The organism is Laedolimicola ammoniilytica, assembly GCF_025567165.1.
In the GTDB taxonomy this organism is placed as follows: domain Bacteria; phylum Bacillota; class Clostridia; order Lachnospirales; family Lachnospiraceae; genus Laedolimicola; species Laedolimicola ammoniilytica.
Genome location: NZ_JAOQKC010000029.1, coordinates 14390 through 37545, shown reverse-complemented (window position 1 = coordinate 37545; position 23156 = coordinate 14390). Strand labels below are relative to the sequence as shown.

Sequence of the window (23156 nt, the reverse complement as noted above, 5' to 3'; positions counted from 1 at the left end):
CATCGGGTCAACTTGTCCCGAACTTTTACAACTAAATATCCGCCGCCCTCACAGCGGCACACCGAGCAGGAAATCTGAAAAAAGGTCTCCTGCTTTTTTTCTGCCCAAAATGAGGTGGTAAAACGCCACCCCATCCACCAACTACCGAAAGGAGGGACACGAAATGCCCTGTCCACACAACGAAATCACGATTGTTCAGCGCAGCCAGCGGCAGTCTGCGGTTGCCGCCGCTGCTTACCAAAGCGGCGAAAAGCTGTTCTGTGAATACGACCAGCAAGTGAAGCACTACCCGGAAAAGCGTGGCATCGTCCACAATGAAATCCTGCTCCCGGCAAATGCCCCGCCGGAGTATGCAGACCGCAATACCTTATGGAATGCCGCCGAAGCGGTGGAGAAGCAATGGAACTCCCAGCTTGCAAGGCGGTGGGTGCTTACCATCCCAAGAGAGATACCACCCGACCAGTACGCTGTCCTTGTCAGGGAGTTTTGTGAACAGCAGTTTGTTTCCAAAGGCATGATTGCTGACTTTGCCATCCATGACCCCCATCCACCGGGACACAACCCCCACGCCCATGTCCTGCTCACTATGAGAGCAATGGACGAACATGGAAAATGGCTTCCCAAGAGCCGCAAGGTTTATGACCTTGATGAAAACGGAGAACGGATAAAACTTCCGTCCGGCAGGTGGAAAAGCCACAAGGAGGATACGGTTGACTGGAACGACCAGAAGTATTGTGAAATCTGGCGGCATGAATGGGAGGTCATCCAGAACCGCTATCTGGAAGCCAATGACCGCCCGGAGCGTGTGGACTTGCGTTCCTATGCCAGACAGGGGCTTGATATAGTCCCCACTGTCCATGAGGGGGCTGCTGTCCGGCAGATGGAAAAGCGTGGTATCCAGACGAATATCGGAAATCTGAACCGGGAAATCAGAGCCGCCAACAGTCTGATGAAGTCCATCCGGCAGCTTATCCAAAACCTCAAAGGCTGGATTACCGAGCTGGGAGAAAAACGGAAAGAGCTGCTTGCACAAAAAGCGGCGGAGGAAGCGACACTTCTTCCCAATCTGCTGATGAAGTACATGGAGATACGAAAGGAAGAACGGAAGGACTGGACGAGGGCTGGACAGAACCGGGGGACTTCACAGGACTTAAAGGCAGTCAGCGAAGCCCTGTCCTATCTCCGGCAAAAGGGGCTTTCCACTGTGGAGGACTTAGAAGCGTTTCTGGAATCTTCCGGGAAATCAGCCGCNAAGCAATGGAACTCCCAGCTTGCAAGGCGGTGGGTGCTTACCATCCCAAGAGAGATACCACCCGACCAGTATGCTGTCCTTGTCCGGGAATTTTGTGAGCAGCAGTTTGTTTCCAAAGGCATGATTGCTGATTTTGCAATCCATGACCCCCATCCGCCGGGACACAATCCCCACGCCCATGTCATGCTCACTATGAGGGCAATGGACGAACATGGAAAATGGCTTCCCAAGAGCCGCAAGGTTTATGACCTTGACGAAAACGGGGAACGGATAAAACTTCCGTCCGGCAGATGGAAAAGCCACAAGGAGGATACGGTGGATTGGAACGACCAGAAGTATTGCGAAATCTGGCGGCATGAATGGGAGGTCATCCAGAACCGCTATCTGGAAGCCAATGACCGCCCAGAGCGTGTGGACTTGCGTTCTTATGCCAGACAGGGGCTTGATATTATCCCTACTGTCCATGAGGGAGCTGCTGTCCGGCAGATGGAAAAGCGGGGTATCCAGACGAACATCGGCAACCTGAACCGGGAAATCAGAGCCGCCAACCGCCTGATGAAGTCCATCCGGCAGCTTATCCAAAACCTCAAAGGCTGGATTACCGAGCTGGGAGAAAAACGGAAAGAGCTGCTTGCACAAAAAGCGGCGGAGGAAGCGACAATTCTTCCCAATCTGCTGATGAAGTACATGGAGATACGAAAGGAAGAACGGAAGGACTGGACGAGGGCTGGACAGAACCGGGGAACTTCACAGGACTTAAAGGCAGTCAGCGAAGCCCTGTCCTATCTCCGGCAAAAGGGGCTTTCCACTGTGGAGGACTTAGAAGCGTTTCTGGAATCTTCCGGGAAATCAGCCGCCGATTACCGCAATCAGATGAAGCCAAAGGAAGCACGCAGCAAAGTGATTGACGGGATTCTTGCCAGCCGGACAGCCTGCAAGGAATCTAAGCCTGTCTATGAGAAGTACCAGAAGATTTTTTTTAAGAAAACAAAGGAGAAATTCAAACAGGAACACCCGGAGGTTGCCCGGTATGAGAAAGCCGCTGACTACCTTGCCAAGCACCCGGACGATAAGGACAGTACCCAAAAGGAGCTGCAAGAGGAGCAGGAAACGCTTCTCAGCGAAATCGCAGAACTGAAAGTACCGCTGACCGAGGTACAGGAGGATTTGAAGAAGCTGCGGGACATCCGCTACTGGGTACGGAAAGCCACACCCGGCACAGAGGAAAGCAAAGAGCCGCCCAAGAAGCAGCCCATCAAGGAAGTCTTGCAGGATAAGGCAGACGAGAAAAAAGCACAAAGAACCGCCCCGGCACAGAGGAAANCAAAACCTCAAAGGCTGGATTACCGAGCTGGGAGAAAAACGGAAAGAGCTGCTTGCACAAAAAGCGGCGGAGGAAGCGACACTTCTTCCCAATCTGCTGATGAAGTCCATCCGGCAGCTTATCCAAAACCTCAAAGGCTGGATTACCGAGCTGGGAGAAAAACGGAAAGAGCTGCTTGCACAAAAAGCGGCGGAGGAAGCGACAATTCTTCCCAATCTGCTGATGAAGTACATGGAGATACGAAAGGAAGAACGGAAGGACTGGACGAGGGCTGGACAGAACCGGGGGACTTCACAGGACTTAAAGGCAGTCAGCGAAGCCCTGTCCTATCTCCGGCAAAAGGGGCTTTCCACTGTGGAGGACTTAGAAGCGTTTCTGGAATCTTCCGGGAAATCAGCCGCCGATTACCGCAATCAGATGAAGCCAAAGGAAGCACGCAGCAAAGTGATTGACGGGATTCTTGCCAGCCGGACAGCCTGCAAGGAATCTAAGCCTGTCTATGAGAAGTACCAGAAGATTTTTTTTAAGAAAACAAAGGAGAAATTCAAACAGGAACACCCGGAGGTTGCCCGGTATGAGAAAGCCGCTGACTACCTTGCCAAGCACCCGGACGATAAGGACAGTACCCAAAAGGAGCTGCAAGAGGAGCAGGAAACGCTTCTCAGCGAAATCGCAGAACTGAAAGTACCGCTGACCGAGGTACAGGAGGATTTGAAGAAGCTGCGGGACATCCGCTACTGGGTACGGAAAGCCACACCCGGCACAGAGGAAAGCAAAGAGCCGCCCAAGAAGCAGCCCATCAAGGAAGTCTTGCAGGATAAGGCAGACGAGAAAAAAGCACAAAGAACCGCCCCGGCACAGGCGAAACACAGACAACGGGATATGGAACTTTAACAGGCACTTGCCATTTTCAATCAGAGAATGTCAGGTGCTTTTCTTATTTTCAAGGAGGGATAGATTTGAATGTATTTGAAGCTGTGAAGCAGTCCGTCACAACAAGACAGGCTGCGGAGCATTATGGAATCCATGTAGGTCGGAACGGAATGGTTTGCTGTCCGTTCCATCACGATAAGACCCCAAGCATGAAGCTGGATCGGCGTTACCACTGCTTCGGCTGCGGTGTGGATGGGGATGTGATTGATTTTGCCGCCGCCCTGTATGGGCTGGGAAAGAAAGAAGCCGCCGTACAACTGGCACAGGACTTCGGGCTTTCCTATGAGGACTGGAAACCGCCGGGAAAGGTAAAAAAGCCCAAGCCCCGGCAGAAATCCCCGGAGGAACAGTTTCAGGAAGCAAAGAACCGCTGCTCCCGTATCCTTGCCGATTATCTCCACCTGCTTAGGACATGGAGAAAGGATTATGTCCCGCACTCCCCGGAGGAAGCCTTTCATCCCCGGTTTGTGGAAGCCTTACAGAAGCAAGACCAAGTGGAATATCTGCTGGATGTGCTGCTGTTCGGGGAAACGGAGGAAAAAGCAGCTTTGATTACGGACTACGGAAAGGATGTGATACAGCTTGAACAGCGAATGGCAGAGCTTGCAGCCGCAGACGCAGCAAGAACTAAAAAACACCATGAACGCCATGCAGCCGCCCCAGAGCATTGAGGAAATCAAGGCGGGGCTGGAAACTACCGAGAAAGGCGGTGTCCGTCAGAGCATACGGAACTGCCTGACCGTATTCCAGCGTGACCCGCTGCTTTCCGGGGCTATCGCATACAACATTCTGACCGACCGCAAGGACATCATAAAGCCCATCGGTTTTCACAGGGAAATCACCGCCCTGAACGATACGGACATGAAGTATCTGCTTCTTTATCTGGAAGAAACCTATGGGCTTACCAATGAGAAAAAGATTGATAATGCCATCGGGATTGTGGCGAATGAAAACAAGTACCATCCCATCCGGGATTATTTAAGTTCCCTTGTGTGGGACGGGACAGAGCGAATCCGCTTCTGCCTGCGGCACTTTCTGGGGGCTGACGCAGACGATTACACCTATGAAGCATTGAAGCTGTTCCTGCTGGGTGCAATCTCACGAGCCTTTCAGCCGGGGTGCAAGTTTGAAATCATGCTCTGTCTGGTCGGCGGTCAGGGGGCTGGCAAGTCCACTTTCTTCCGTCTGCTGGCAGTCCGGGACGAGTGGTTCTCCGATGATTTGCGGAAGCTGGATGATGACAATGTGTACCGCAAGCTGCAAGGTCACTGGATTATCGAAATGTCGGAAATGATGGCAACCGCCAACGCCAAGAGCATTGAGGAAATCAAGTCATTTTTAAGCCGGCAGAAAGAGGTTTACAAGATACCTTATGAAACCCACCCGGCAGACCGCCCCCGTCAGTGCGTGTTTGGCGGCACTTCCAATGCCCTGGACTTCCTGCCCCTTGACCGTTCCGGCAACCGCCGCTTTATCCCCGTCATGGTGTACCCGGAGCAAGCCGAGGTTCACATTTTGGAGGACGAAGCTGCTTCCAGAGCCTATATCGAGCAGATGTGGGCGGAAGCGATGGAGATTTACCGAAGCGGCAGGTTCAAGCTGGCTTTCAGCCCCGCCATGCAGCGCTATCTCAAAGAACACCAGCGGGATTTTATGCCGGAGGACACCAAAGCAGGGATGATACAGGCGTATCTTGATAAGTACACCGGGAGCATGGTCTGCTCCAAGCAGATCTACAAGGAAGCCTTGAACCATGCTTTTGACGAGCCGAAGCAATGGGAAATCCGGGAAATCAACGAGATTATGAACCAGTGCATTTCCGGCTGGAGGTACTTCCCGAACCCAAGAATGTTTTCAGAATATGGCAGACAAAAGGGCTGGGAGCGTGAAAACCCGGCAACGGACTCCGGCAACCCGTCTGAAAAAACGATGGACGGTTTTGTGGAGGTCACAGAACAGATGGAGCTTCCATTCTGAAAATGACCACCCGTTGCACCCCCTGTTGCTATCCCGTTGCCGAGCCGGTTGCCGGGGAAAACCCCTTATTTCCGGGCTTTTCTCCCTTATAACAACCAAAACAACAGAAAAATAAAAGAAAAGTATAAATAGTAACCACCGCCAGATTGAGATTGTTTGCAAGGTCTTTTGAAGCCCGTTGCCGGACTTCGTTGCCGACACCCTCTGTCTGGCTATTTTCATGTATGGAGGATAACTGCCTATGGCAAAAAACAAAACAGAGATTCATGTGACCACTGTATTTGACGGGGAGCTGGATGCAACCGATGTGTTCGTCAGCCTGATTTCCCAGAAATACGGAAAGACAAATACGAGAGAATATCTTGCTAAAAAGAAAGATTTGAAGTATAATGAAGATGAGGTTCAAAAGAGCCAGATACCGTCTGGATTGTGTGGGTAAATGGCTATGATGAACGAAATGGAATACAGAACAATCGGTTCGGCACTTGCCGGGGGCTATCGTGCAGCGGTCTATTGCAGACTGTCAAAGGACGATGACCTGCAAGGCGAAAGTGCCAGTATCGCAAACCAGCGTGATATGCTGGAAAAATACTGCGAAAAGCAGGGATGGGAGGTTGTGGCAGTCTATCAGGACGATGGCTTCACAGGTCTTAATATGGAGCGTCCTGATTTACAGAGAATGTTGAGAGCCATTGAGCGCAGGCAAATCAACCTTGTCATCACGAAAGACCTCAGCCGACTGGGGCGGAACTATCTGCAAACCGGGCATTTGATTGAGGACTTTTTCCCAAGAAACGGTGTCCGCTATATCGCCATGAATGATGGTATCGACACCCTGCGGGATAACAACGACATCGCCCCGTTCAAAAATATCCTGAACGAGATGTACAGCAAGGACATTTCTAAGAAAGTCCATTCCTCTTATCTTCTGAAAGCGCAGAAAGGACAGTTTACCGGGTGTCTTGCCCCGTTTGGGTATCGGAAAGACCCGGAGGACAAAAACCATCTGCTCATTGACGAGGAAACCGCCCCGATTGTGCGGCTGATTTTCGGATATGCCCTAAACGGTCATGGTCCGAACTATATCCGCAGACGGCTGGAGGAAGAAAAAATCCCCTGCCCCACATGGTGGAACCGGGAACGGGGGCTTCGCAATACCCGTACCAAATGGGAAAAGAAAGACCCGGAAAATGGGCGGTATATGTGGGACTTCTCCGTTATCAAAGACCTTTTGATGAATCCCGTCTACACCGGGGCGATTGCTTCCCAGAAAAAAGACTACCGTTTCAAAATCGGCACAATTGGGGAAAAGAAGCCGGAGGACTGGATTGTGGTGGAGGGACAGCATGAACCGCTGATTGACCGCATGAGCTTTGATATTGTGCAGAACAAGCTGAAATCCCGCCAGCGCCCGGGGCAGACCAATGAAATCAGCCTGTTTGCCGGACTGATAAAATGCGGCGAGTGTGGGAAGTCTCTGACGATACGCTACACAAACGCAAAATATCCCCAGCAGATTTACTCCTGCAAGACCTACAATGCCTTTGGAAAGAACCACTGCACCCAGCACCGGATTGACTATGACACCCTTTACAGCCATGTGCTGCGGAAAATCCGGGAATGTGCCAGAGCTGCCCTGATGGACGGGGAAGCGGTTGCCGACCGCCTGACCAATACCTGTGAAGCCGAGCAGCGGGAACAACGGGAAGCAATGGAACGTTCCCTTACAAGGGACGAGGAACGGATTGAGGTTCTGGACAAAATGGTAATGCGGCTTTATGAGGATATGATTGCAGGGCGTATCAGTGAGCAGAATTTCAACACCATGCTGGAAAAGACACAGACTGAGCAGACGGAGCTTAAAACAAAAGTGTCCGAGGGCAGGAAGCGGCTGTCCGATGAAGTCCAGCTTGCCAATGACGCAAAACAATGGGTGGAAGCCATTCAGGAATACGCCAATATCACAGAGCTGGACGCAGCCACCCTTAACCGCTTAATCAAAGAAATCGTCGTGCATGAGCGCATTGACGAAGATAAAACAAGACACATTTCTATCGAAATTCATTTTAATCTCAAACCCATCCCGGAGGTGGAACAGGTCACTGCCTGACCTGTCCCGCCGGGACGGTTCTCTTAAAAACACCATATAGATTTTTTGTACGCCGCCGCCCGCCATCGAGCAGAGTTTTACACCTAATTGGGGATAAAACAGCTCATGGCGGGCGGCGGCATCATCGTCATTGGCACCACACTGATCCCTCTGCTGTCTGGCCTGTTTTAAGGTAGACGCTTATGGATTTTCTCACCGACTGGCTCACAAACTGGCTCAAAGAGCTTCTGATTGGCGGGATCATGGGGAACCTCGAAGGTCTTTTTGATACTGTCAATACCCAAGTCGGAGAGATTGCGGCACAGGTAGGGACTACCCCGGCGGCGTGGCACGCCGGGGTTTTCTCCCTGATCCGACAGCTTTCCGAAACGGTGATCCTGCCGATTGCCGGAATGGTGCTGACCTTTGTTGCCACTTATGAGCTCATACAGATGCTTTTGGAAAAGAACAATATGCACGAGGTTGACGTTGCGAACCTCTATAAATGGATGTTCAAAACAGCCTGTGCAATCTTAATCCTGTCAAATACATTCAATATCGTCATGGCTGTGTTCGATGTGTCGCAGAGCGTTATCGCGCAGGCAGGCGGGCTCATTCAAGGCTCCACCGATGTTTCGGCGGATATGCTTGCCGAACTGGAAACCTCGCTGGAGGCGATGGACTTGGGGCCGCTTTTGGGGCTTTGGCTGCAGTCTGCGCTCATTGGATTTACGATGAAGGCGATGGGGATTATCATTTTCGTTTTGGTGTATGGCAGGATGCTGGAAATCTATCTGCTGACCAGTCTGGCCCCCATCCCCGTTGCTACGCTTTCCAACCGGGAGCTTGGCAGCACCGGGCAAAACTACATCAAGTCCCTGTTTGCCGTGGGCTTTCAAGGGCTGCTGATTCTTGTATGTGTTGCAATTTACGCAGTGCTCATTCAAGGCATCGCAACAGGCGGCGATCCCATTGGGGCGATTTGGGGAACTGTGGGCTACACGGTTCTGCTTTGCTTCATGCTCTTTAAGACCGGGAGCATTGCCCAGCGTATCTTTGGCGCTCATTAACAGGAGGTGGTGTTTATGCCGAGAAGATACGGGGCAGACGGAACGCGCTTATGGAACGGAAAAACGCCGGAGGAGTTTACTGAGGCAGACGCTTACCGCTTTATGGCGGAAACAGAGGCCGTCCTGCAAAGAAAAGAGCTGATGGACGACCCCGCCCAGCCTGCTCCGGCAAGCGGAAAGGAGGAATTTTATCTGAGTAAGAAAGACGATGTATTGCTGACCCCGGAGCAGATTGCTGCGGAGGAACGGCGCTGGCTGTTTGATGCTCCCATCGCGGAGCTTGCAGAAGTCAAGGGCGTTAGCATTGATGAGGCAGTAAAAATGCGGACAGATGCTGTCTTGCAGGAGGCGGTTGTTCCGATCACGGTATCTGTCCGCCCGATTGAGCCGCAGGGAAAACTGATCGGCTTCGCCAGCGTCAATTTTGGCGGTGTGGTCATCGACGATTTTAAGGTTGTGGACGGAAAAAACGGGATTTTCCTCGGCGCTCCCTCTAAACCTGATCCTGCCAGCCGGACGGGATACCGGGCTACGGTTCGGATTCCTGACCGAGCCACACAGGAACGGATCAATGCGGCTGGTGTGGAGGCGTATCATGCGGCGGTGGAACAGCTTGTTGCACGGGCCCAGGCGGTACGGCCTGCCCCGATCAAGGAGCAGATGGCCGAGGCCGCGAAACAAGCTGGAAAAGAAAATGCCGCCCGGCCTGCACCTGCCAAAGCAAAGGAGGCCCGCAATGACCGATAGCCGCACTTTGGGACAACGTGTCCCGAAGGAGGGCTTGTTTCTCATGGACGGCATCGAGGGCTTGCGTTCTTTGCCAAAACATAGCGTGGATATGCTGCTGACTGATCCGCCCTACGGCACAACCCGGAATTATTGGGATGTGCCCCTGCCGCTCCCGGAGCTGTGGGAGGCGGTGAAATGGGCAGTCAAGCCGAATGGCGCAGTGCTGTTTTTCGCACAGTGCCCCTTTGACAAGGTGCTGGGCGCATCCAACCTCGCCATGCTCCGCTATGAGTGGATTTGGTACAAGGAGCGCGGAACAGGCTTTCTCAATGCAAATCGGGCTCCACTGAAAAAGTCCGAGAATATCTTGGTGTTTTACCAGAAGTCCCCGGTCTACAATCCGCAGTTTACTTATGGCAAGCCTTATGCCCGCGTTCATTCCCGAAGCGGTACAAGCTCCAACTATGGGAAATTTGAACGGCAGGGATCGGAGTCCAACGATGGCCGCCGCTATCCCGGAAATGTGCTTTTTGTGCCTACAGTGTCCGGCGGCATCCACCCCACGCAGAAGCCCGTGGAGCTCTGCGAGTATCTGATCCGCACCTACACCCGCCCCGGCGAACTGGTCGCGGACATTTGCGCGGGCTCCGGCACAACCGCGATTGCAGCTATCAACACAGAACGCCGCTTTGTATGCTTTGAAACGGCCCCGGCCTTTTATGCCGCCGCCAGTGAGCGCATCCGTGTGGCGCAGGCAGTAAAAAGCTCTGGCGAGAAAGGAGTGTAATTATCCAGCAGTATTCTATCATTTACGCCGATCCCCCTTGGCGCTACTCGGCTAAGAAAGTACAGGGCGCGGCGGAAAATCATTATCCCACTATGAGCATTGAGGATTTATGTGCGTTGCCTGTGGCTGATCTTGCAGCCCCGGACAGCGCACTCTTTTTATGGGCTACTTTCCCGCAGCTCCCGGAGGCGCTCCGGCTGATCGAGGCTTGGGGCTTCACCTACAAAAGCGTTGCTTTCGTCTGGCTGAAAAAGAACAAGAAGGCGGATAGCTGGTTTTACGGCCTTGGCTTCTGGACAAGGGGCAATGCAGAAATCTGCCTGCTGGCAACCAAGGGACATCCAAAGCGGCAGGCTGCCAACATTCATCAATTCATCATTTCCCCGATTGAAGCCCATAGCAAAAAGCCAGACGAGGCCCGCGCCAAAATCATTTCCCTGATGGGCGATCTGCCCCGCGTGGAGCTCTTTGCCAGGCAGACCCCGCCCGGCTGGGCTGTATGGGGAAATGAAGTAACACCAACCATCCCGGACTTTGGGACACATTGTCCCGAAGTACAGAAAGGAGTGTGATCTATGCCCTATGTAAACGTACCAAACGATTTATCCAAAATCAAAACAAAGATGGCTTTCAACCTCACCAAACGCCAGCTTGTCTGCTTCGGCAGCGCGGGCGCAGTGGGGATTCCGGCCTATCTGCTGACCCGTGGCACCCTCGGCAATACCGGGGCGATGTTTCTCATGCTGGGAATTATGCTCCCAGCGTTCCTGCTGGCGATGTATGAAAAGGACGGCTTGCCCTTTGAAAAGGTTGTGCGGAACATCATCCGGGCCAAGTTTCTAAGGCCGGGGATCAGGGCCTACCGAACCGAAAACATTTATGCGCCCTTTGCCGGGCCGGGCGCTGGAAAGGAGGATGTGATTGAAAAACACAAAGAAGAAAAACGGAGCCGCCAAGGGTAAAGGCCGGGCGGCCCTGTCTGCCCAGCAGACGATCCCGTATCTGTCCATGCACCCGGACGGTGTGTGCAAGCTCCCGGGCGGGCTTTATACAAAAACCGTGGAATATGAGGACATCAATTACTCCGTGGCATCCACCGAGGATCAGACTGCCATATTCAGCGGATGGAGTTCATTTCTCAACTACTTTGACAGTTCGCTGCCGTTCCAGCTTTCCTTTATCAACCGTCGTTCCCATTCCCGCAGCCGCTATCAAGTCAATATCCCGAAAGCGGATGACAACTATAACAGCGTCCGGGATGAGTTTACCGGGATGCTGAAAAATCAGATTGCCAAAAGCAATAACGGCATTGAACGTTCAAAATATATCACCTTTGGCATACCCGCCGAGGGGATTGCGGAGGCACGGCCCCGTCTGGAGCGTGTGGAGGCCGATGTCATGGGAAACTTTAAGCGACTGGGCGTTCCCTCGGAGCCGATGGACGGACGGGCCCGCCTTGCGCTGCTTCATAGCCAGATGCACCCGGGGAGCCGTGAGGCGTTCCGCTTTTCGTGGAAAGACATCCCGCAGACCGGGCTCGGCACAAAAGACTTTATTGCCCCGGACAGTCTCGACTTCCGCCAGTCCCGCACATTCCGCATCGGCCAGTATTGGGGCGCGGTGTCCTACTTACAGATTATGGCATCGGAGCTTTCGGATAAGTTGTTGGCAGAAATCTTGGAGCTGGATGCGGAAATGACCGTGACCATGCACATTCAGACCGTGGATCAGCTCAAGGCAATTAAGACCATCAAGGGGAAAATCTCGGACATCGGAAAAATGAAAGTGGAGGAACAGAGAAAGGCTGTGCGCTCCGGCTATGACCCGGATATTCTTCCCCCTGACCTGATTACATTCAGCAAGGACGCAGCGGAGCTTCTGGCTGATTTGCAATCCCGCAATGAGCGAATGTTTCTGCTGACCTTTACGGTGGTAAACCTTGCTCCTAACCGCCAGCGGCTGGAAAACGATGTGTTTACCGTGGGCGGTATCGCGCAGAAATACAACTGCGCTCTGCGCCGTCTGGACTGGCAACAGGAACAGGGCTTTGTTTCCTCGTTGGCCCTTGGTTACAACGAGGTAGAAATCCAGCGCGGTATGACCACCAGCTCCACAGCCATCTTTATTCCTTTTATGACAAGGGAGCTCCGCATGGCTGGGCAGGCCCTCTACTATGGCATGAACGCACTTTCTCACAATGTCATCATGGCTGACCGCAAAAAGCTGAAATCGGCAAACGGGATGTATTTGGGCTCTACGGGCTCCGGCAAGAGCTTTGCCGCAAAGCGCGAGCTCTTGAATGTGTTTCTCACCATCCCGCAGGATCGGATCATCGTGGTTGACCCGATGGGCGAATACGCTCCGCTGGTGCGAAGGCTGGGCGGCCAGGTGATCGAGATTGCCCCGGACAGCCCGCACCACCTCAATCCGATGGATGTGGAGCTCAATATGGCCGCCGGAGAAAGCCCGCTTTCCATGAAGGCGGATTTTCTTTTGTCCCTATGCGAGCTGGTGGTCGGCGGCAAGGAAGGCTTGCAGCCCATTGAAAAGACGGTCATTGACCGCTGTGTGCGTTTGGTGTACCGGGAACAGGCGCTCGGACTGGAAACTGCAAAAACACCGCTGTTACAGGATTTGTACGAAGAGCTCTTACGCCAGCCGGAGCCCGAGGCCCGGCGCGTGGCAACTGCCTTAGAGCTTTATTGCACAGGCTCCCTCAATCTCTTTAACCATCCTACCAACGTCAAGACGGACAGCCGCGTGGTGTGCATCGTTCTGAAAAACATGGGCGAAAACCTTAGAAAGATTGCAATGCACATCACAAATGAGTTTGTTTCGCAGGCGGTGGATCAGAACTTCCACGAGGGTGCGGCGACTTGGTGCTACTTTGACGAGTTTCATATCCTGCTCCGCGATCCGCTGACAGCCAGCTACTTTGTGGCAGTCTGGAAAATGCTGCGTAAAAAAGGATGTGTGCCGTCTGCTTTGACGCAGAACGTCAAAGACCTTTTGGCCAGCCGGGAAATCGAGAACATTCTGGACAACACGGATTTTATGATTCTGCTTTCGCAGGCGCAGAGTGACCGTACCATTCTGGCAAAACAGCTCGGTATTTCCGAGCATCAGCTTTCCTATATCACACACAGCAATTCCGGCGAGGGGCTGTTGTTCTATGGAAATGTAACCATTCCGTTTGTGGATCGGTTCCCTCGCGGAGAAATCTATGACCTGCTGACTACCCGCCCGGAGGATATGAAGAATGAAACGAAAAACGAATAAAACCAAGGAGGAGGCTTGGTCGCAGACCGCCCACGCCCCTGACGGGGAACAGCCCGGGCCGGAGGCTTCCGACACTTCGGGACAAAGTGTCCCGAAGTCCAAGTTCCGCAAAAAGAGCCAGCAGGAACAGGCTGCGGCGGCAAAGCTCCACATGGAGTCCCAAGGCGAAAAACTGGAACAGGCCCGGGAGAAGCTGGCAAAGCAAAAGCCGCCGAAAAAGCCCGGCCCGGTAAAACGCATAGGCCGTGTTGCCAGCGGTTCCGTTCACAGCTTCGTGCATGGCAAGATTTTTGAAGTGGAACAGGAAAATGTCGGCACGGAAGGCGCACACCGTTCTGAGCTTGTGGGAGAAACCGCGCTACGGCATGGCTCTCGCTTTGTGCGCCGTAAAGTCCGGGAACATCCGGCAAAAGTGGTACGCAAGGCCGAGGCCCGCTATACCAAGTACACAGCGGACTACAATTTTCACACCGCCGCACAGGAGCACCCGGAGCTGACGAAAAATACCCTTACCCGCTACTGGCAGAAGCAACGGCTCCGCAGGCAATACCGCAAGCAGGCAAAGGAGGCTGCAAAGCAGAGCGCGGCTGCGGCTGGGAAAACTGCCACAGCCACAGAACGCCTGACTGCCCGGGCAGTGGAATTTGTCAAAAGTCATCCCGCAGGTGCCGTGATTGCGGTGCTCTGTGTGTTACTCCTGTTTGCTATGCAGTCCTGTTCCTCTACCATGCTTATGCTGGGGAACGCCGGGGCCGGTGCATTAGGAGCCAGCACCTATCCTTGCGAGGATCGTGATATGCTGGCCGCCGAAGCCGCCTATTGTGCGCTGGAAGATGATTTACAGCATTATCTGGACACCTATGAAAGCACCCACGACTATGACGAATACCACTTCGATCTGGACGAAATCGAACATGATCCCTATGTGCTGCTTTCTCTTTTGTGTGCGCTCCATGAGGGACAATGGACAATAGGCGAGGTACAGGGAACGCTGCAAATGCTCTTTGACCGCCAGTACATTCTCACGGAGGATGTGGTGGTGGAAACCCGGTATCGCACAGAAACCGACACATGGACGGACGAGGACGGCAACTCCCATACGGACACCTATCAGGTGCCTTACGATTATTACATCTGTACGGTCACGCTGGAAAACTTTGATTTGTCCCATGTACCTGTGTACGTTATGGGCGAGGATCAGCTTTCCCGATATGCCATCTATATGGCAACGCTGGGGAACCGCCCTGATCTGTTCCCGGATTCTCCTTATGTGAACAAGTACATTACCGGGAAACCCGGTGATTACGAAGTGCCCGGAGAATATCTGGACGATGAAACCTTTGCCGCGATGCTTGCCGAAGCGCAGAAATACATCGGATATCCCTATGTGTGGGGCGGCAGTTCTCCCGCCACTTCCTTTGATTGCTCGGGGTACGTTTCGTGGGTTATCAATCACTCCGGCTGGAATGTGGGCAGGCTGGGAGCCCAGGGGCTCTATAACATCTGTACGCCGACCAGCTCTCCCAAACCCGGTGATCTGGTGTTCTTCAAAGGCACCTATGACACGCCGGGCGTGAGCCATTGCGGGATTTATGTCGGTGATGGAAAAATGCTGCATTGCGGAGATCCCATCGGCTACGCAAATTTGAATACAAGCTACTGGCAATCTCATTTTTACGCCTATGGGCGTTTACCGTGACAGGAGGTTTTGAAATGGCAACTACCAAAAGCATGAAAATTCAGGCCGAGATTGATAAGGTCAAGGCCAAAATCAGTGAACAGCAGGCCCGGCTCAAGGAGCTGGAGCAGAAAAAGCTGGAGGCGGAAAACAGCGAGATCGTGGACATTGTGCGCGGTATGAGCATTTCCCTTACGGAGCTCCCGCTGCTGTTTGAAAAGCTGAAGGACGGAGGTACTTTGGGACAAAGTGTCCCGAAGTCCGAAGAAGAAAAGGAGGAAAACTGAATATGAAACACTTTCGTATGTTGGCGGCGGGGCTTTGCTCCGCCGTTCTTTTATGCGGCTTTGCAATCCCGGCCTATGCCTATTCGGACGGCGGGAATGAGGAACCGCCTGTTGTGGAAGAAACTCCGGCCCCGGAGCCAGCGCCTACCATTACCCCGGGCGAGGGCTTTTCGGAGGATGGAAACCTTGTGACCCGCGATCTGCTCTACGATGCCGCAACCAACAAACAGTTCATCACGGTGGAAACCAGCGGCGGCAACACCTTTTACATTGTCATTGACTATGACAAGCCTGTGGACGAGGACGGCGAACAGTATCACACCTACTTTTTGAACATGGTGGATGAAGCCGATCTGCTGGCTGCACTGGAGGCCGCTGGCGGAGAACTTCCGGCCTGCTCCTGCACAGAAAAATGTGCGCCCGGAGCCATCCATACGGATTGCGAGGTCTGCGCGGTCAACATGACCGAGTGTGCTGGCACAGCTCCCGAACCCGCTCCGGTGACGGAACCTGCGGAGGAGCCGGAACCCGAGCCCCAGCAGAAAAGTAATACCGGGACGCTTCTGCTGATCTTGGCAGTGGCTGTTCTGGGCGGCGGTGCAGGCTGGTACTTCAAAATCTACCGCCCGAAGCATGAAAAAGCTGCTGTACCCGAAGAGGATTACAGTGAGGAACTGGCTGATTATGACGATCCCGAGGACGATGGGCCGCCTCGGGACGAGGACGATACCGAAAGCGAGGATAATGAATGAGATTTACCAACAACCCCTATGAGGGATTTATGAAAGAAAAAAGCTACTTTAAGGGTGTGCCGCCCAGCCTGCCGCCGAAGGGCTCCCGTTGTGAAGGCTGCCCTTACTGGCGCGGGATCGGCTGCGTGTTCTGCTACCGGGAGCAGCTCAAACCACCGGGCAACGGGAGGTGATGCTGTGGGCCGAGAACTGACCCGGACAGAAAAAGCGGCAATCCGCAGGCTGGTGTCAAAATGGTGTGCCAACTATGACCGGGACTGCGGCTGCCTGCCGCTGGATTGCGAGTGCTATATGTTTGGGAAATGCTGGACGGGGGCTTATTGCCGCTACTTCCGCGAGGCTGTTCTGCCCCTTGATCCGGCGCTGGAGGCTGCGTTGCTGACAGATGGGCCAAGGCCGGATTTCAAGGCTTGCCCGGTATGTGGCAGAGCCGTGGCTCCTGATGGACGGCAAACCTATTGTTCGGCGTCCTGTGCAAAGGTGGCACACCGCAGACAGCAGCGGGAATATATGCGAAAAAAGCGGGGCTGATGTGTTGACAATTAGGACACCCCAAACCCGCCTGTGACAAGGCTTTTTAAGGCCCTTTTCTGCGGGAGGCGTATGTTTCTACGTCCGCCCCTGTTTCCGTGAGATGCTGTCAACATTTTAGCTGCCGGAGCTTTGGGACAAATTGTCCCAAAGTTCCGGCTTTTGTGGAAGGAGGTACTATGCCGAAATATTATCCGATCAATGAAGAAGCCGCAAAGCGGGCAAAAGATATGAACAGCTTTTCTGACTATCAGCCGGGCTCCGCTACGGCGGGCTACCGGGCAATGGTCGATGAAGCGTATGCAGCGGCGGAACGCCAGAAAGCCCGTGTCGATCCCATGTACCACGATAAGATTGACGCTCTGGTGGATCGCTATGCCCGGAAACTTGCTGAAAATCTGAATGAACGCAATGTGATTGATGCCCGGGTGCCCTCTATTCTGATCTCCGGGGGCGGCAACTTTCCTGTGACAAAAAAGCACAAGCAGAACGCCGCCCGGGATCGCAACTATGGAGAGTATGCGGAGATTTCAAAGCTGCTTGATAAAATCCGCTCTGTTGGAATGGGTGGGATCAGCGCGGATGACGATCTGGCCGTGGAAAAGCTGACAAAAAAGCTGGAGGGGCTGGAGTCCCTGCAGGCCACCATGAAGGCGGTCAATGCGTATTTTCGGAAACACAAAACGCTGGACGGCTGCCCGGAGCTTACGCCGGAGCAGGCCGAAAAGCTCAAAGCAGATATGGCGCAGTCATGGCACTTGGACAAAAGCAAGCCATACCCCGCCTATCTGCTTTCCAACAACAACGCCAACATCCGCCGTGTGCGCCAGCGCATTGAGGAACTGAGCAGCCGCTCCGAGTTTGCAGGCTGGACATTCCCCGGAGGCGAGGCAAAGATCAACGAGGCTGAAAATCGTTTGCAGCTTATTTTTGAGGAAAAGCCCGATGCCAATCAGCGGCAGGAACTGAAAAGCAACGGCTTTAAGTGGGCTCCCAGCCAAGGGGCATGGCAGCGGCAGCTTAACCAGAACGCCATCCGTGCTGCGGCCCGGATAGACTTTCTGCGGCCCGAGGACGGTACAAGCCCCTATCAGCTCCAGCCGTTTGTGAAAAGAGAAAACAAAGAAATGTCTCGATGATGGGAGGTGTACTATGGACAAAAATCAAGGCTACGCCATTTTGAAGGCGGTCATGCTGGAAAATGGACGAGGATTTGCATTGGGCGAACATCACACCGCGCCATCCCGCTATGTCACATGGGCCTGCTATGATGACAAGGACGGCCAGCGGCAGTATGAATGGGGTCACTATGGAAATGACCGCACCGCGATGGAACAGGATTTCACAGACCGGGTGCAGGACTATCAGCGTATTTATAACGTCGGGATCAGGCAGACCGAGGCTCCCGGTCTTTACAAGTATTATTCGACCCAGCGGCCTGTGGACATCGGGACATTCCCGAAGCCGCCTTATAACAAGCCGGATGAAATCTTCAATTACGATCAGCGCATCCCGGTGGAAAATGGCTCGTTCCTGACTTGGGGCTATCTTACCTATACCCGCCCGCTAACGGAAAAACAGGCATCCGACTATGAGCTGCGTCCTGCGCCTGATAATCCCGACAGGCCCCGTCCGATTGCCGAGCAGATGAAAAATGCGGCAAAGTTGGCGGAGGCAGATCGCGGCTCGGAGGCTCCGGCTCCCCAACGGAGGCAGCCTGACCGTGGCGATAGATAAGGAGGTGCGTATATGGAAAAGAAACGTGAACAGGAATTGTCTGTACTGGAGGTGCTGCGCCTGCACCGTGAATTTCATTTGCCGCACCCTGTTCCGGCAGACGAACAGGAAAAGCCGCTGGATAAGGTAAAGGAGCCGCCCCGCGCCTGCCGCAGCCGGGAGCGTGAGGAGCGATGACAAAAAAGCGCCGCCGTCCGATCCATCTTCATGTGATGGTGTCGGAGGCGGAGCAGGCCCTGATTCAAGAACGTATGGCGGAGGCTGGCATCCGTAATATGGGAGCCTATATGCGGAAAATGGCCCTGAGTGGGTATGTGCTTCATGTTGACCTTTCGCCTGTTCGTGAGCTGGTTTCGCTCCAGCGGCGCTGCTCCAACAATCTGAACCAAGTGGCAATTCAGGCCAACACCTACGGCGCAATTTATCCCGAAGAACTCGCAGCCTTACAGCGGGACTATGCCGCTTTGTGGGGGCCGCTGTCTGATCTCTTGAAACAGCTCTCCGCGCTGGTAGAGCTCTGATCCATCCGGGGAGTGGTTGATACCGCTCCCCGGCTTTTTCTACTTCGGGACAAAGTGTCCCAAAGTAAAAATACTGTTTGCCGGAAGGAGGGATTTTTACGGTGACCACCTACATCCGCCCTTATAAAACAGCGGCGGGAAAAAGTGCAATTCAAACGATGGAGGATCGTTTCACCTATGGCCTGAACCCGGAAAAGCTGGGAGCCGTATCTTCCTATCTCTGCGATCCGAACACGGCTCCCGCCGAGTTTCTTCTGGTAAAAAGTCAATGCCTTGCAGAGACAGGCCGGGCCGTGTCTCGCGGGGCCCTGTTCTTTCAGATCCGGCAGGCGTTCCTGCCCGGGGAGGTTACGGCGGAAGAAGCAAACCGTATCGGCTATGAAACGGCGATGCGCTGGACAAAGGGAAAGTATCAGTTCTTCGTCTGTACGCATACCGACAAGGCCCATATCCACAATCACATTTATTTCAATGCGACGGCCTTTGACCGCTCCCGGAAATTTCATAATTTCATTGGTTCGTCCTTTGCCCTGCGGCGGCTCTCTGACCGCGTGTGCATCGAACATGAATTGTCTGTTATCCAAAATCCGTGCCAGCACAGCAAGGGTCGTTTTCTCCACTATGGACAGTGGATCGGAGAAAAGCCACCCTCTGCCAAGCAGCGGGTGCGGCTGGCTGTTCTCGCCGCTTTGGAGAAAAAGCCCACGGACTTTGCCGACTTTCTTCGTCTCATGGAGGAGTCCGGCTTTGCGGTGAAACATGGGCGGGGCGGTGTCATCTCATTCCTTGCACCCGGGCAGGAAAAACCGACCCGGCTCCGGGCTTCTACACTTGGAGTTGGATTTGACCCGGAGGACATCAAGGCGGTAATTGCCGGGGAACGTCCACTCCCCGAACTGCCCGAGGAGCCCACGGTTCCGCCACGGCGAGTTAATCTCATCATCGACATTCAAGAGCGTATGGCCCAAGGCAAGGGCCCGGCCTATGAACGATGGGCCAAGGTCTACAACCTAAAACAAATGGCCGCCGCGCTCCAGTATTTGCAGGAGCATCATCTGACAGACTATGCGGCACTGACGGCCAGCACCGAGGCTGCGGTGGATCACTTTCACAAGCTGTCTGACGAGCTCCGCACAACGGAGGAGGCTCTTTCCAAAACCTCGGAGCTGATGGCTGCCACGGTGGACTATGCCAAGACTCGCCCGGTGTTTGATGGATACAAAGCTGCGCGGTACAGCAAAAAGTATCTGGCCCAGCACGAAGCGGAGCTTGCCACTTACCGGGCGGCAAAGGATACTATGAACACCATACTGAACGGCGCAAAACTCCCTAAGATTGAAATACTAAAAAAATCCCGCCGTGAGCTGGCGGGACAAAAGAAAGAGCTTTATGCAGAATACCGGGAAGCCCAGCGGCAAATGCGGGAGGCCGTGGCGGTAAAAGCGAACATTGATCATCTGCTCGGCATAACAGACGAGCGTGAAAATAAGGCCCAGGAACGATAGTGACGGGCCGCAGACTACGGTGCAGCGCACCGGGACTTTGGGACAATTTGTCCCGAAGTACAGCGGGTTTGGGGAGCTCCCCAACAAGCATTTTTGCGGGCCCTGCGCCCTGCAAAAATTTCGGAGTGTGGCCACACCCGAATTGCTTGCCAAAACGCGCAACCCGCAACATGGCGCAAAAAACGGAGGTTACGCTTTCTTTTACGTTTCCTCCGTTTCTTTCGATGCTTTCATTGCTTGGATTGTAGCTTCAACGATTTTCAATTCTCTTTCGTCCAAGGCGTTCAACATGGCATCAATCCGCTTTCTGCACTCGCTCCCGCTATTTTGGGACGGGTAAAAGTAGTGATCCACCGATATATCAAACATTGTGACCATCTGATAAAAGGTGTTGAGGCTTGGATGCTGGCCGTCATTTTCGTTATACATAATGGTACGCGGAGCGCGGTCAACAATATAGGCCAGTTGCTCCTGTGTCATGCCGCTGGCTTCTCTTGCACGCTTGATGGCGAGCCCTATATCGTGAAAATCAAAGCGTCTTTCATCTCGTTCTATCTTCATAACATCACCTGATATGATTTTACATTTCATGTGATATTATTTGAACGATTGTGTATTTCATACTACTGACTATTTAATTTCATATTCTTTTCTTCCCAAACTTGTATTGTTCGAGTCGAAGAACTATAATATACTCTATGGAGGTGCAGAATGGATTATATGACACTAAAAGAGGCCGCCGAAAAATGGGGCGTGACACCTCGTAGAGTAAATTACTATTGCGCTGCTGGGCGTATCCCCGGCGCTGTAAAGATGGCAACTATCTGGCTAATTCCAAAGGATGCGGAAAAGCCGATTGATGGTCGAACAAAACAAGGAAAGGCAGAAAAGTATGAGTAATATATTACTTCTTGAAGATGATCTAAGCCTGATCAACGGGCTTTCTTTTGCTTTCAAAAAGCAGAGATTTGAATTAAATATCGCCAGAACGCTCAAAGAAGCGGAGAAATTGTGGACAGACGGAAAATATGATTTGTTGGTGTTGGACATATCTCTGCCAGATGGGTCTGGCTTTGACTTTTGCAAAAGAGTTCGACTTACATCAAAGGTGCCAATTATTTTTCTGACGGCTTCGGATGAGGAAACAAGTATTATTATGGGGCTGGATATTGGAGGTGATGACTATATCACAAAACCGTTCAAACTGGGGGTTCTCGTTTCAAGGATTAACGCCTTACTTCGACGTGCAAATTCTTTTCAAGCAGCAGACACAGAATTGCAGTCGAATGGCATCAAGGTTCTTTTGCTGCAAGGACAGGTTTTCAAAAATGGGGTGCTGTTGGATTTGACTGCCGCGGAATACAAGCTACTGTGCTTGTTTATGCGAAACCCAAGCATGGTGCTGACAAAGGGACAAATTTTAGATAAGCTATGGGATTGCGACGGGAATTATATCGACAGTAGTACCCTTACGGTCTATATGCGTCGGCTTCGTATGAAGATCGAGGATAATCCAAGTGAACCACAAATGCTCCTGACTGTTCGAGGTATGGGATATAAATGGAATATTATCGGGTGAGGTGCAGAATGAAGATACTGGCAAATAAAGAAATCAAAAATCTATTTCTTTCGCTTTCACTGGTTTTTGGGGTTACATTTCTCTTAGCCGAGGTTTTTCTGTGGCTGTCATATCGCCGACTTTCTCTGTTATTGCTAATCCTTTTTCTATTGGCTGGCGGTGCTGTATGGGCAGTCTGCTTTGTATATTTTAATCGGCAAAATCAGATCATGGAGCAGGCGATATTACAAATCAATGCGTATCTTGATGGTGATCGCAATGCCCGTATTGAATGTGACAATGAGGGCGAATTGTACCGTCTGTTTCATTCCATCAATTCTTTAGCGGCAGTGTTAAATGCCCATGCAGATAACGAGTTGCGAGAGAAAGAGTTTTTGAAAAATACAATCTCCGACATTTCACACCAACTGAAAACACCACTGGCAGCTCTGAACATTTATAACGGACTGCTTCAGGACGAGGATATAGAAGTGTCCTCTGTGAAAGAATTTGCTAATCTGTCCGAGCAGGAGTTGGACCGTATTGAAGTGCTGGTGCAAAACCTTCTCAAAATCACAAAGTTGGACGCTGGTTCTATTGCATTTGAAAAGGAAATAGAAAATGTAGCGGATATGATGCAGGATTTGGAGCTACACTTTGCATATCGTGCCAAGCAGGAACAGAAAGAAATCGTATTATCTGGTGCAGATGATATTTCTCTTTTCTGTGACCGTGATTGGTTGGGCGAAGCGATTGGCAATATTGTAAAAAATGCACTTGACCATACAGGAAAGGGCGATACCATTTACATCAAATGGACGGCACTACCCTCCGCTGTTCAAATCACAATAAAGGATAACGGGTGCGGAATTCATCCAGAAGATTTACACCATATCTTCAAAAGGTTTTATCGCAGCCGTTTTTCAAAGGATACACAGGGGATCGGGCTTGGCCTGCCGTTGGCAAAAGCGATTATCGAAGCTCATGGAGGCCTAATAGAAGTGGAAAGTGAATTAGGAATTGGAACGAGTTTTATAATGAACTTCCCAATTCCTACAAAATTGTAGGCTGGTTGTAGGGCTACAGTAATATTAGGGTGCTATTCTTTCCATCGTAGACAGGAACGAAAGTTTACCCGTTTACGACA

At 52.5% G+C, this 23156-nt stretch carries 25 protein-coding genes and 4 pseudogenes; 27 read left to right on the top strand and 2 right to left on the bottom strand.

What is annotated here, in order from left to right:
- Window positions 1-163 precede the first annotated feature (163 nt).
- The 5 genes and pseudogenes from mobQ to OCV63_RS15760 form a co-directional block, all read left to right on the top strand.
- Window positions 164-1249: pseudogene (gene mobQ / locus OCV63_RS17810) on the top strand (MobQ family relaxase); the annotation flags it as partial.
- A pseudogene (locus OCV63_RS17805) lies at window positions 1250-2596 on the top strand (MobA/MobL family protein); the annotation flags it as partial.
- A 70-nt stretch (window positions 2597-2666) separates the two neighbouring features.
- A pseudogene (locus OCV63_RS15770) lies at window positions 2667-3470 on the top strand (MobQ family relaxase); the annotation flags it as partial.
- Window positions 3471-3535: 65 nt separating this feature from the next.
- Window positions 3536-4180, top strand: coding sequence for a CHC2 zinc finger domain-containing protein (locus OCV63_RS15765; protein WP_158365217.1), 645 nt, complete (start codon window positions 3536-3538; stop codon window positions 4178-4180).
- Window positions 4149-5486, top strand: coding sequence for a virulence-associated E family protein (locus tag OCV63_RS15760; RefSeq protein ID WP_158365216.1), 1338 nt, complete (start codon window positions 4149-4151; stop codon window positions 5484-5486). The genes OCV63_RS15765 and OCV63_RS15760 overlap by 32 nt, the downstream gene beginning before the upstream one ends.
- Before the next feature lie 28 nt (window positions 5487-5514).
- On the opposite strand, the gene OCV63_RS17475 is transcribed toward OCV63_RS15760, so the two are convergent.
- A complete protein-coding gene (locus OCV63_RS17475) occupies window positions 5515-5754 on the bottom strand; it encodes a tweety protein (RefSeq protein ID WP_117524374.1) in 240 nt (79 codons plus the stop codon).
- Here OCV63_RS17475 and OCV63_RS15755 point away from each other — a divergent pair.
- The 19 genes and pseudogenes from OCV63_RS15755 (at window position 5728) to OCV63_RS15665 (ending at window position 20451) form a co-directional block, all read left to right on the top strand.
- Complete coding sequence (locus tag OCV63_RS15755; RefSeq protein WP_118728701.1) at window positions 5728-5925, top strand: hypothetical protein; 198 nt, start codon at window positions 5728-5730, stop codon at window positions 5923-5925. The two genes, OCV63_RS17475 and OCV63_RS15755, sit on opposite strands and share 27 nt — an antisense overlap.
- Window positions 5926-7596, top strand: coding sequence for a recombinase family protein (locus OCV63_RS15750; RefSeq protein ID WP_014078548.1), 1671 nt, complete (start codon window positions 5926-5928; stop codon window positions 7594-7596).
- Between the two features lie 90 nt (window positions 7597-7686).
- Window positions 7687-7767, top strand: a pseudogene (locus OCV63_RS15745) (Maff2 family mobile element protein); the annotation flags it as partial.
- Between the two features lie 11 nt (window positions 7768-7778).
- Window positions 7779-8645 carry a VirB6/TrbL-like conjugal transfer protein, CD1112 family gene (locus tag OCV63_RS15740; RefSeq protein ID WP_117612914.1) on the top strand — a complete coding sequence of 289 codons (867 nt, stop codon included), beginning with the start codon at window positions 7779-7781 and terminating at the stop codon, window positions 8643-8645.
- A gap of 15 nt (window positions 8646-8660) precedes the next feature.
- Window positions 8661-9392, top strand: a complete 732-nt coding sequence (locus OCV63_RS15735) for a septation protein SpoVG family protein (protein WP_003020333.1) — start codon at window positions 8661-8663, stop codon at window positions 9390-9392.
- Window positions 9382-10161, top strand: coding sequence for a DNA-methyltransferase (locus OCV63_RS15730; protein WP_158365215.1), 780 nt, complete (start codon window positions 9382-9384; stop codon window positions 10159-10161). Before OCV63_RS15735 ends, OCV63_RS15730 begins: the two co-directional genes overlap by 11 nt.
- Window positions 10162-10163: 2 nt before the next feature.
- Window positions 10164-10733, top strand: a complete 570-nt coding sequence (locus OCV63_RS15725; RefSeq protein WP_257319276.1) for an MT-A70 family methyltransferase — start codon at window positions 10164-10166, stop codon at window positions 10731-10733.
- A gap of 3 nt (window positions 10734-10736) precedes the next feature.
- Complete coding sequence (locus OCV63_RS15720; RefSeq protein ID WP_087989530.1) at window positions 10737-11123, top strand: PrgI family protein; 387 nt, start codon at window positions 10737-10739, stop codon at window positions 11121-11123.
- Window positions 11083-13440, top strand: coding sequence for a VirB4-like conjugal transfer ATPase, CD1110 family (locus OCV63_RS15715; protein WP_199679610.1), 2358 nt, complete (start codon window positions 11083-11085; stop codon window positions 13438-13440). Before OCV63_RS15720 ends, OCV63_RS15715 begins: the two co-directional genes overlap by 41 nt.
- A complete protein-coding gene (locus tag OCV63_RS15710) occupies window positions 13421-15139 on the top strand; it encodes a C40 family peptidase (protein WP_158365214.1) in 1719 nt (572 codons plus the stop codon). The genes OCV63_RS15715 and OCV63_RS15710 overlap by 20 nt, the downstream gene beginning before the upstream one ends.
- Before the next feature lie 14 nt (window positions 15140-15153).
- Window positions 15154-15405, top strand: a complete 252-nt coding sequence (locus OCV63_RS15705) for a DUF4315 family protein (protein WP_015563850.1) — start codon at window positions 15154-15156, stop codon at window positions 15403-15405.
- A 2-nt stretch (window positions 15406-15407) separates the two neighbouring features.
- Complete coding sequence (locus OCV63_RS15700; RefSeq protein WP_158365213.1) at window positions 15408-16157, top strand: DUF4366 domain-containing protein; 750 nt, start codon at window positions 15408-15410, stop codon at window positions 16155-16157.
- Entirely contained in the window at window positions 16154-16330 is a 177-nt protein-coding gene (locus OCV63_RS15695) for a hypothetical protein (protein WP_262670919.1), read from the top strand. Before OCV63_RS15700 ends, OCV63_RS15695 begins: the two co-directional genes overlap by 4 nt.
- A gap of 4 nt (window positions 16331-16334) precedes the next feature.
- Window positions 16335-16688: a cysteine-rich VLP domain-containing protein gene (locus OCV63_RS15690; RefSeq protein WP_158365212.1), complete on the top strand. Its 354-nt coding sequence runs from the start codon at window positions 16335-16337 to the stop codon at window positions 16686-16688.
- 179 nt (window positions 16689-16867) lie between these two features.
- Window positions 16868-17827 (top strand): hypothetical protein, encoded by a 960-nt coding sequence (locus OCV63_RS15685; protein ID WP_158365211.1) that lies wholly within the window; start codon window positions 16868-16870, stop codon window positions 17825-17827.
- A 13-nt stretch (window positions 17828-17840) separates the two neighbouring features.
- The gene (locus OCV63_RS15680) at window positions 17841-18425 is read left to right on the top strand and encodes a defense against restriction DarA-related protein (RefSeq protein ID WP_158365210.1); all 585 of its coding nucleotides are present in this window, start codon (window positions 17841-17843) and stop codon (window positions 18423-18425) included.
- Window positions 18426-18437: 12 nt separating this feature from the next.
- Window positions 18438-18602, top strand: a complete 165-nt coding sequence (locus tag OCV63_RS15675) for a hypothetical protein (RefSeq protein ID WP_014080207.1) — start codon at window positions 18438-18440, stop codon at window positions 18600-18602.
- Window positions 18599-18946 carry a plasmid mobilization protein gene (locus tag OCV63_RS15670; protein WP_003020363.1) on the top strand — a complete coding sequence of 116 codons (348 nt, stop codon included), beginning with the start codon at window positions 18599-18601 and terminating at the stop codon, window positions 18944-18946. Before OCV63_RS15675 ends, OCV63_RS15670 begins: the two co-directional genes overlap by 4 nt.
- A 158-nt stretch (window positions 18947-19104) precedes the next feature.
- Window positions 19105-20451: a relaxase/mobilization nuclease domain-containing protein gene (locus OCV63_RS15665; protein ID WP_262670920.1), complete on the top strand. Its 1347-nt coding sequence runs from the start codon at window positions 19105-19107 to the stop codon at window positions 20449-20451.
- Between the two features lie 201 nt (window positions 20452-20652).
- Here OCV63_RS15665 and OCV63_RS15660 read toward each other — a convergent pair whose 3' ends face one another.
- A complete protein-coding gene (locus OCV63_RS15660; RefSeq protein WP_158365208.1) occupies window positions 20653-21012 on the bottom strand; it encodes a helix-turn-helix domain-containing protein in 360 nt (119 codons plus the stop codon).
- A 150-nt stretch (window positions 21013-21162) separates the two neighbouring features.
- Between OCV63_RS15660 and OCV63_RS15655 the strand changes: the two genes are divergently transcribed.
- The 3 genes from OCV63_RS15655 to OCV63_RS15645 are packed head-to-tail and all read left to right on the top strand — an operon-like array spanning window position 21163 to window position 23076.
- Window positions 21163-21351 carry a helix-turn-helix domain-containing protein gene (locus tag OCV63_RS15655; RefSeq protein WP_014080203.1) on the top strand — a complete coding sequence of 63 codons (189 nt, stop codon included), beginning with the start codon at window positions 21163-21165 and terminating at the stop codon, window positions 21349-21351.
- Complete coding sequence (locus tag OCV63_RS15650) at window positions 21344-22030, top strand: response regulator transcription factor (protein WP_158365207.1); 687 nt, start codon at window positions 21344-21346, stop codon at window positions 22028-22030. Before OCV63_RS15655 ends, OCV63_RS15650 begins: the two co-directional genes overlap by 8 nt.
- A gap of 8 nt (window positions 22031-22038) precedes the next feature.
- A complete protein-coding gene (locus OCV63_RS15645) occupies window positions 22039-23076 on the top strand; it encodes a sensor histidine kinase (protein ID WP_148872228.1) in 1038 nt (345 codons plus the stop codon).
- Window positions 23077-23156: the final 80 nt, after the last annotated feature.

What these genes read in the sequence shown, in the direction of transcription:
- OCV63_RS15760 (WP_158365216.1), top strand. Translation starts at nt 4,149, where the DNA reads ATGAACGCCATGCAGCCGCCCCAGAGCATTGAGGAAATCAAGGCGGGG.
- OCV63_RS15755 (WP_118728701.1), top strand. Translation starts at nt 5,728, where the DNA reads ATGGCAAAAAACAAAACAGAGATTCATGTGACCACTGTATTTGACGGG.
- OCV63_RS17475 (WP_117524374.1), bottom strand. Translation starts at nt 5,754, where the DNA reads ATGAATCTCTGTTTTGTTTTTTGCCATAGGCAGTTATCCTCCATACAT.
- OCV63_RS15750 (WP_014078548.1), top strand. Translation starts at nt 5,926, where the DNA reads ATGGCTATGATGAACGAAATGGAATACAGAACAATCGGTTCGGCACTT.
- OCV63_RS15740 (WP_117612914.1), top strand. Translation starts at nt 7,779, where the DNA reads ATGGATTTTCTCACCGACTGGCTCACAAACTGGCTCAAAGAGCTTCTG.
- OCV63_RS15735 (WP_003020333.1), top strand. Translation starts at nt 8,661, where the DNA reads ATGCCGAGAAGATACGGGGCAGACGGAACGCGCTTATGGAACGGAAAA.
- OCV63_RS15730 (WP_158365215.1), top strand. Translation starts at nt 9,382, where the DNA reads ATGACCGATAGCCGCACTTTGGGACAACGTGTCCCGAAGGAGGGCTTG.
- OCV63_RS15720 (WP_087989530.1), top strand. Translation starts at nt 10,737, where the DNA reads ATGCCCTATGTAAACGTACCAAACGATTTATCCAAAATCAAAACAAAG.
- OCV63_RS15710 (WP_158365214.1), top strand. Translation starts at nt 13,421, where the DNA reads ATGAAACGAAAAACGAATAAAACCAAGGAGGAGGCTTGGTCGCAGACC.
- OCV63_RS15705 (WP_015563850.1), top strand. Translation starts at nt 15,154, where the DNA reads ATGGCAACTACCAAAAGCATGAAAATTCAGGCCGAGATTGATAAGGTC.
- OCV63_RS15700 (WP_158365213.1), top strand. Translation starts at nt 15,408, where the DNA reads ATGAAACACTTTCGTATGTTGGCGGCGGGGCTTTGCTCCGCCGTTCTT.
- OCV63_RS15695 (WP_262670919.1), top strand. Translation starts at nt 16,154, where the DNA reads ATGAGATTTACCAACAACCCCTATGAGGGATTTATGAAAGAAAAAAGC.
- OCV63_RS15685 (WP_158365211.1), top strand. Translation starts at nt 16,868, where the DNA reads ATGCCGAAATATTATCCGATCAATGAAGAAGCCGCAAAGCGGGCAAAA.
- OCV63_RS15680 (WP_158365210.1), top strand. Translation starts at nt 17,841, where the DNA reads ATGGACAAAAATCAAGGCTACGCCATTTTGAAGGCGGTCATGCTGGAA.
- OCV63_RS15675 (WP_014080207.1), top strand. Translation starts at nt 18,438, where the DNA reads ATGGAAAAGAAACGTGAACAGGAATTGTCTGTACTGGAGGTGCTGCGC.
- OCV63_RS15670 (WP_003020363.1), top strand. Translation starts at nt 18,599, where the DNA reads ATGACAAAAAAGCGCCGCCGTCCGATCCATCTTCATGTGATGGTGTCG.
- OCV63_RS15665 (WP_262670920.1), top strand. Translation starts at nt 19,105, where the DNA reads ATGGAGGATCGTTTCACCTATGGCCTGAACCCGGAAAAGCTGGGAGCC.
- OCV63_RS15660 (WP_158365208.1), bottom strand. Translation starts at nt 21,012, where the DNA reads ATGAAGATAGAACGAGATGAAAGACGCTTTGATTTTCACGATATAGGG.
- OCV63_RS15655 (WP_014080203.1), top strand. Translation starts at nt 21,163, where the DNA reads ATGGATTATATGACACTAAAAGAGGCCGCCGAAAAATGGGGCGTGACA.
- OCV63_RS15650 (WP_158365207.1), top strand. Translation starts at nt 21,344, where the DNA reads ATGAGTAATATATTACTTCTTGAAGATGATCTAAGCCTGATCAACGGG.
- OCV63_RS15645 (WP_148872228.1), top strand. Translation starts at nt 22,039, where the DNA reads ATGAAGATACTGGCAAATAAAGAAATCAAAAATCTATTTCTTTCGCTT.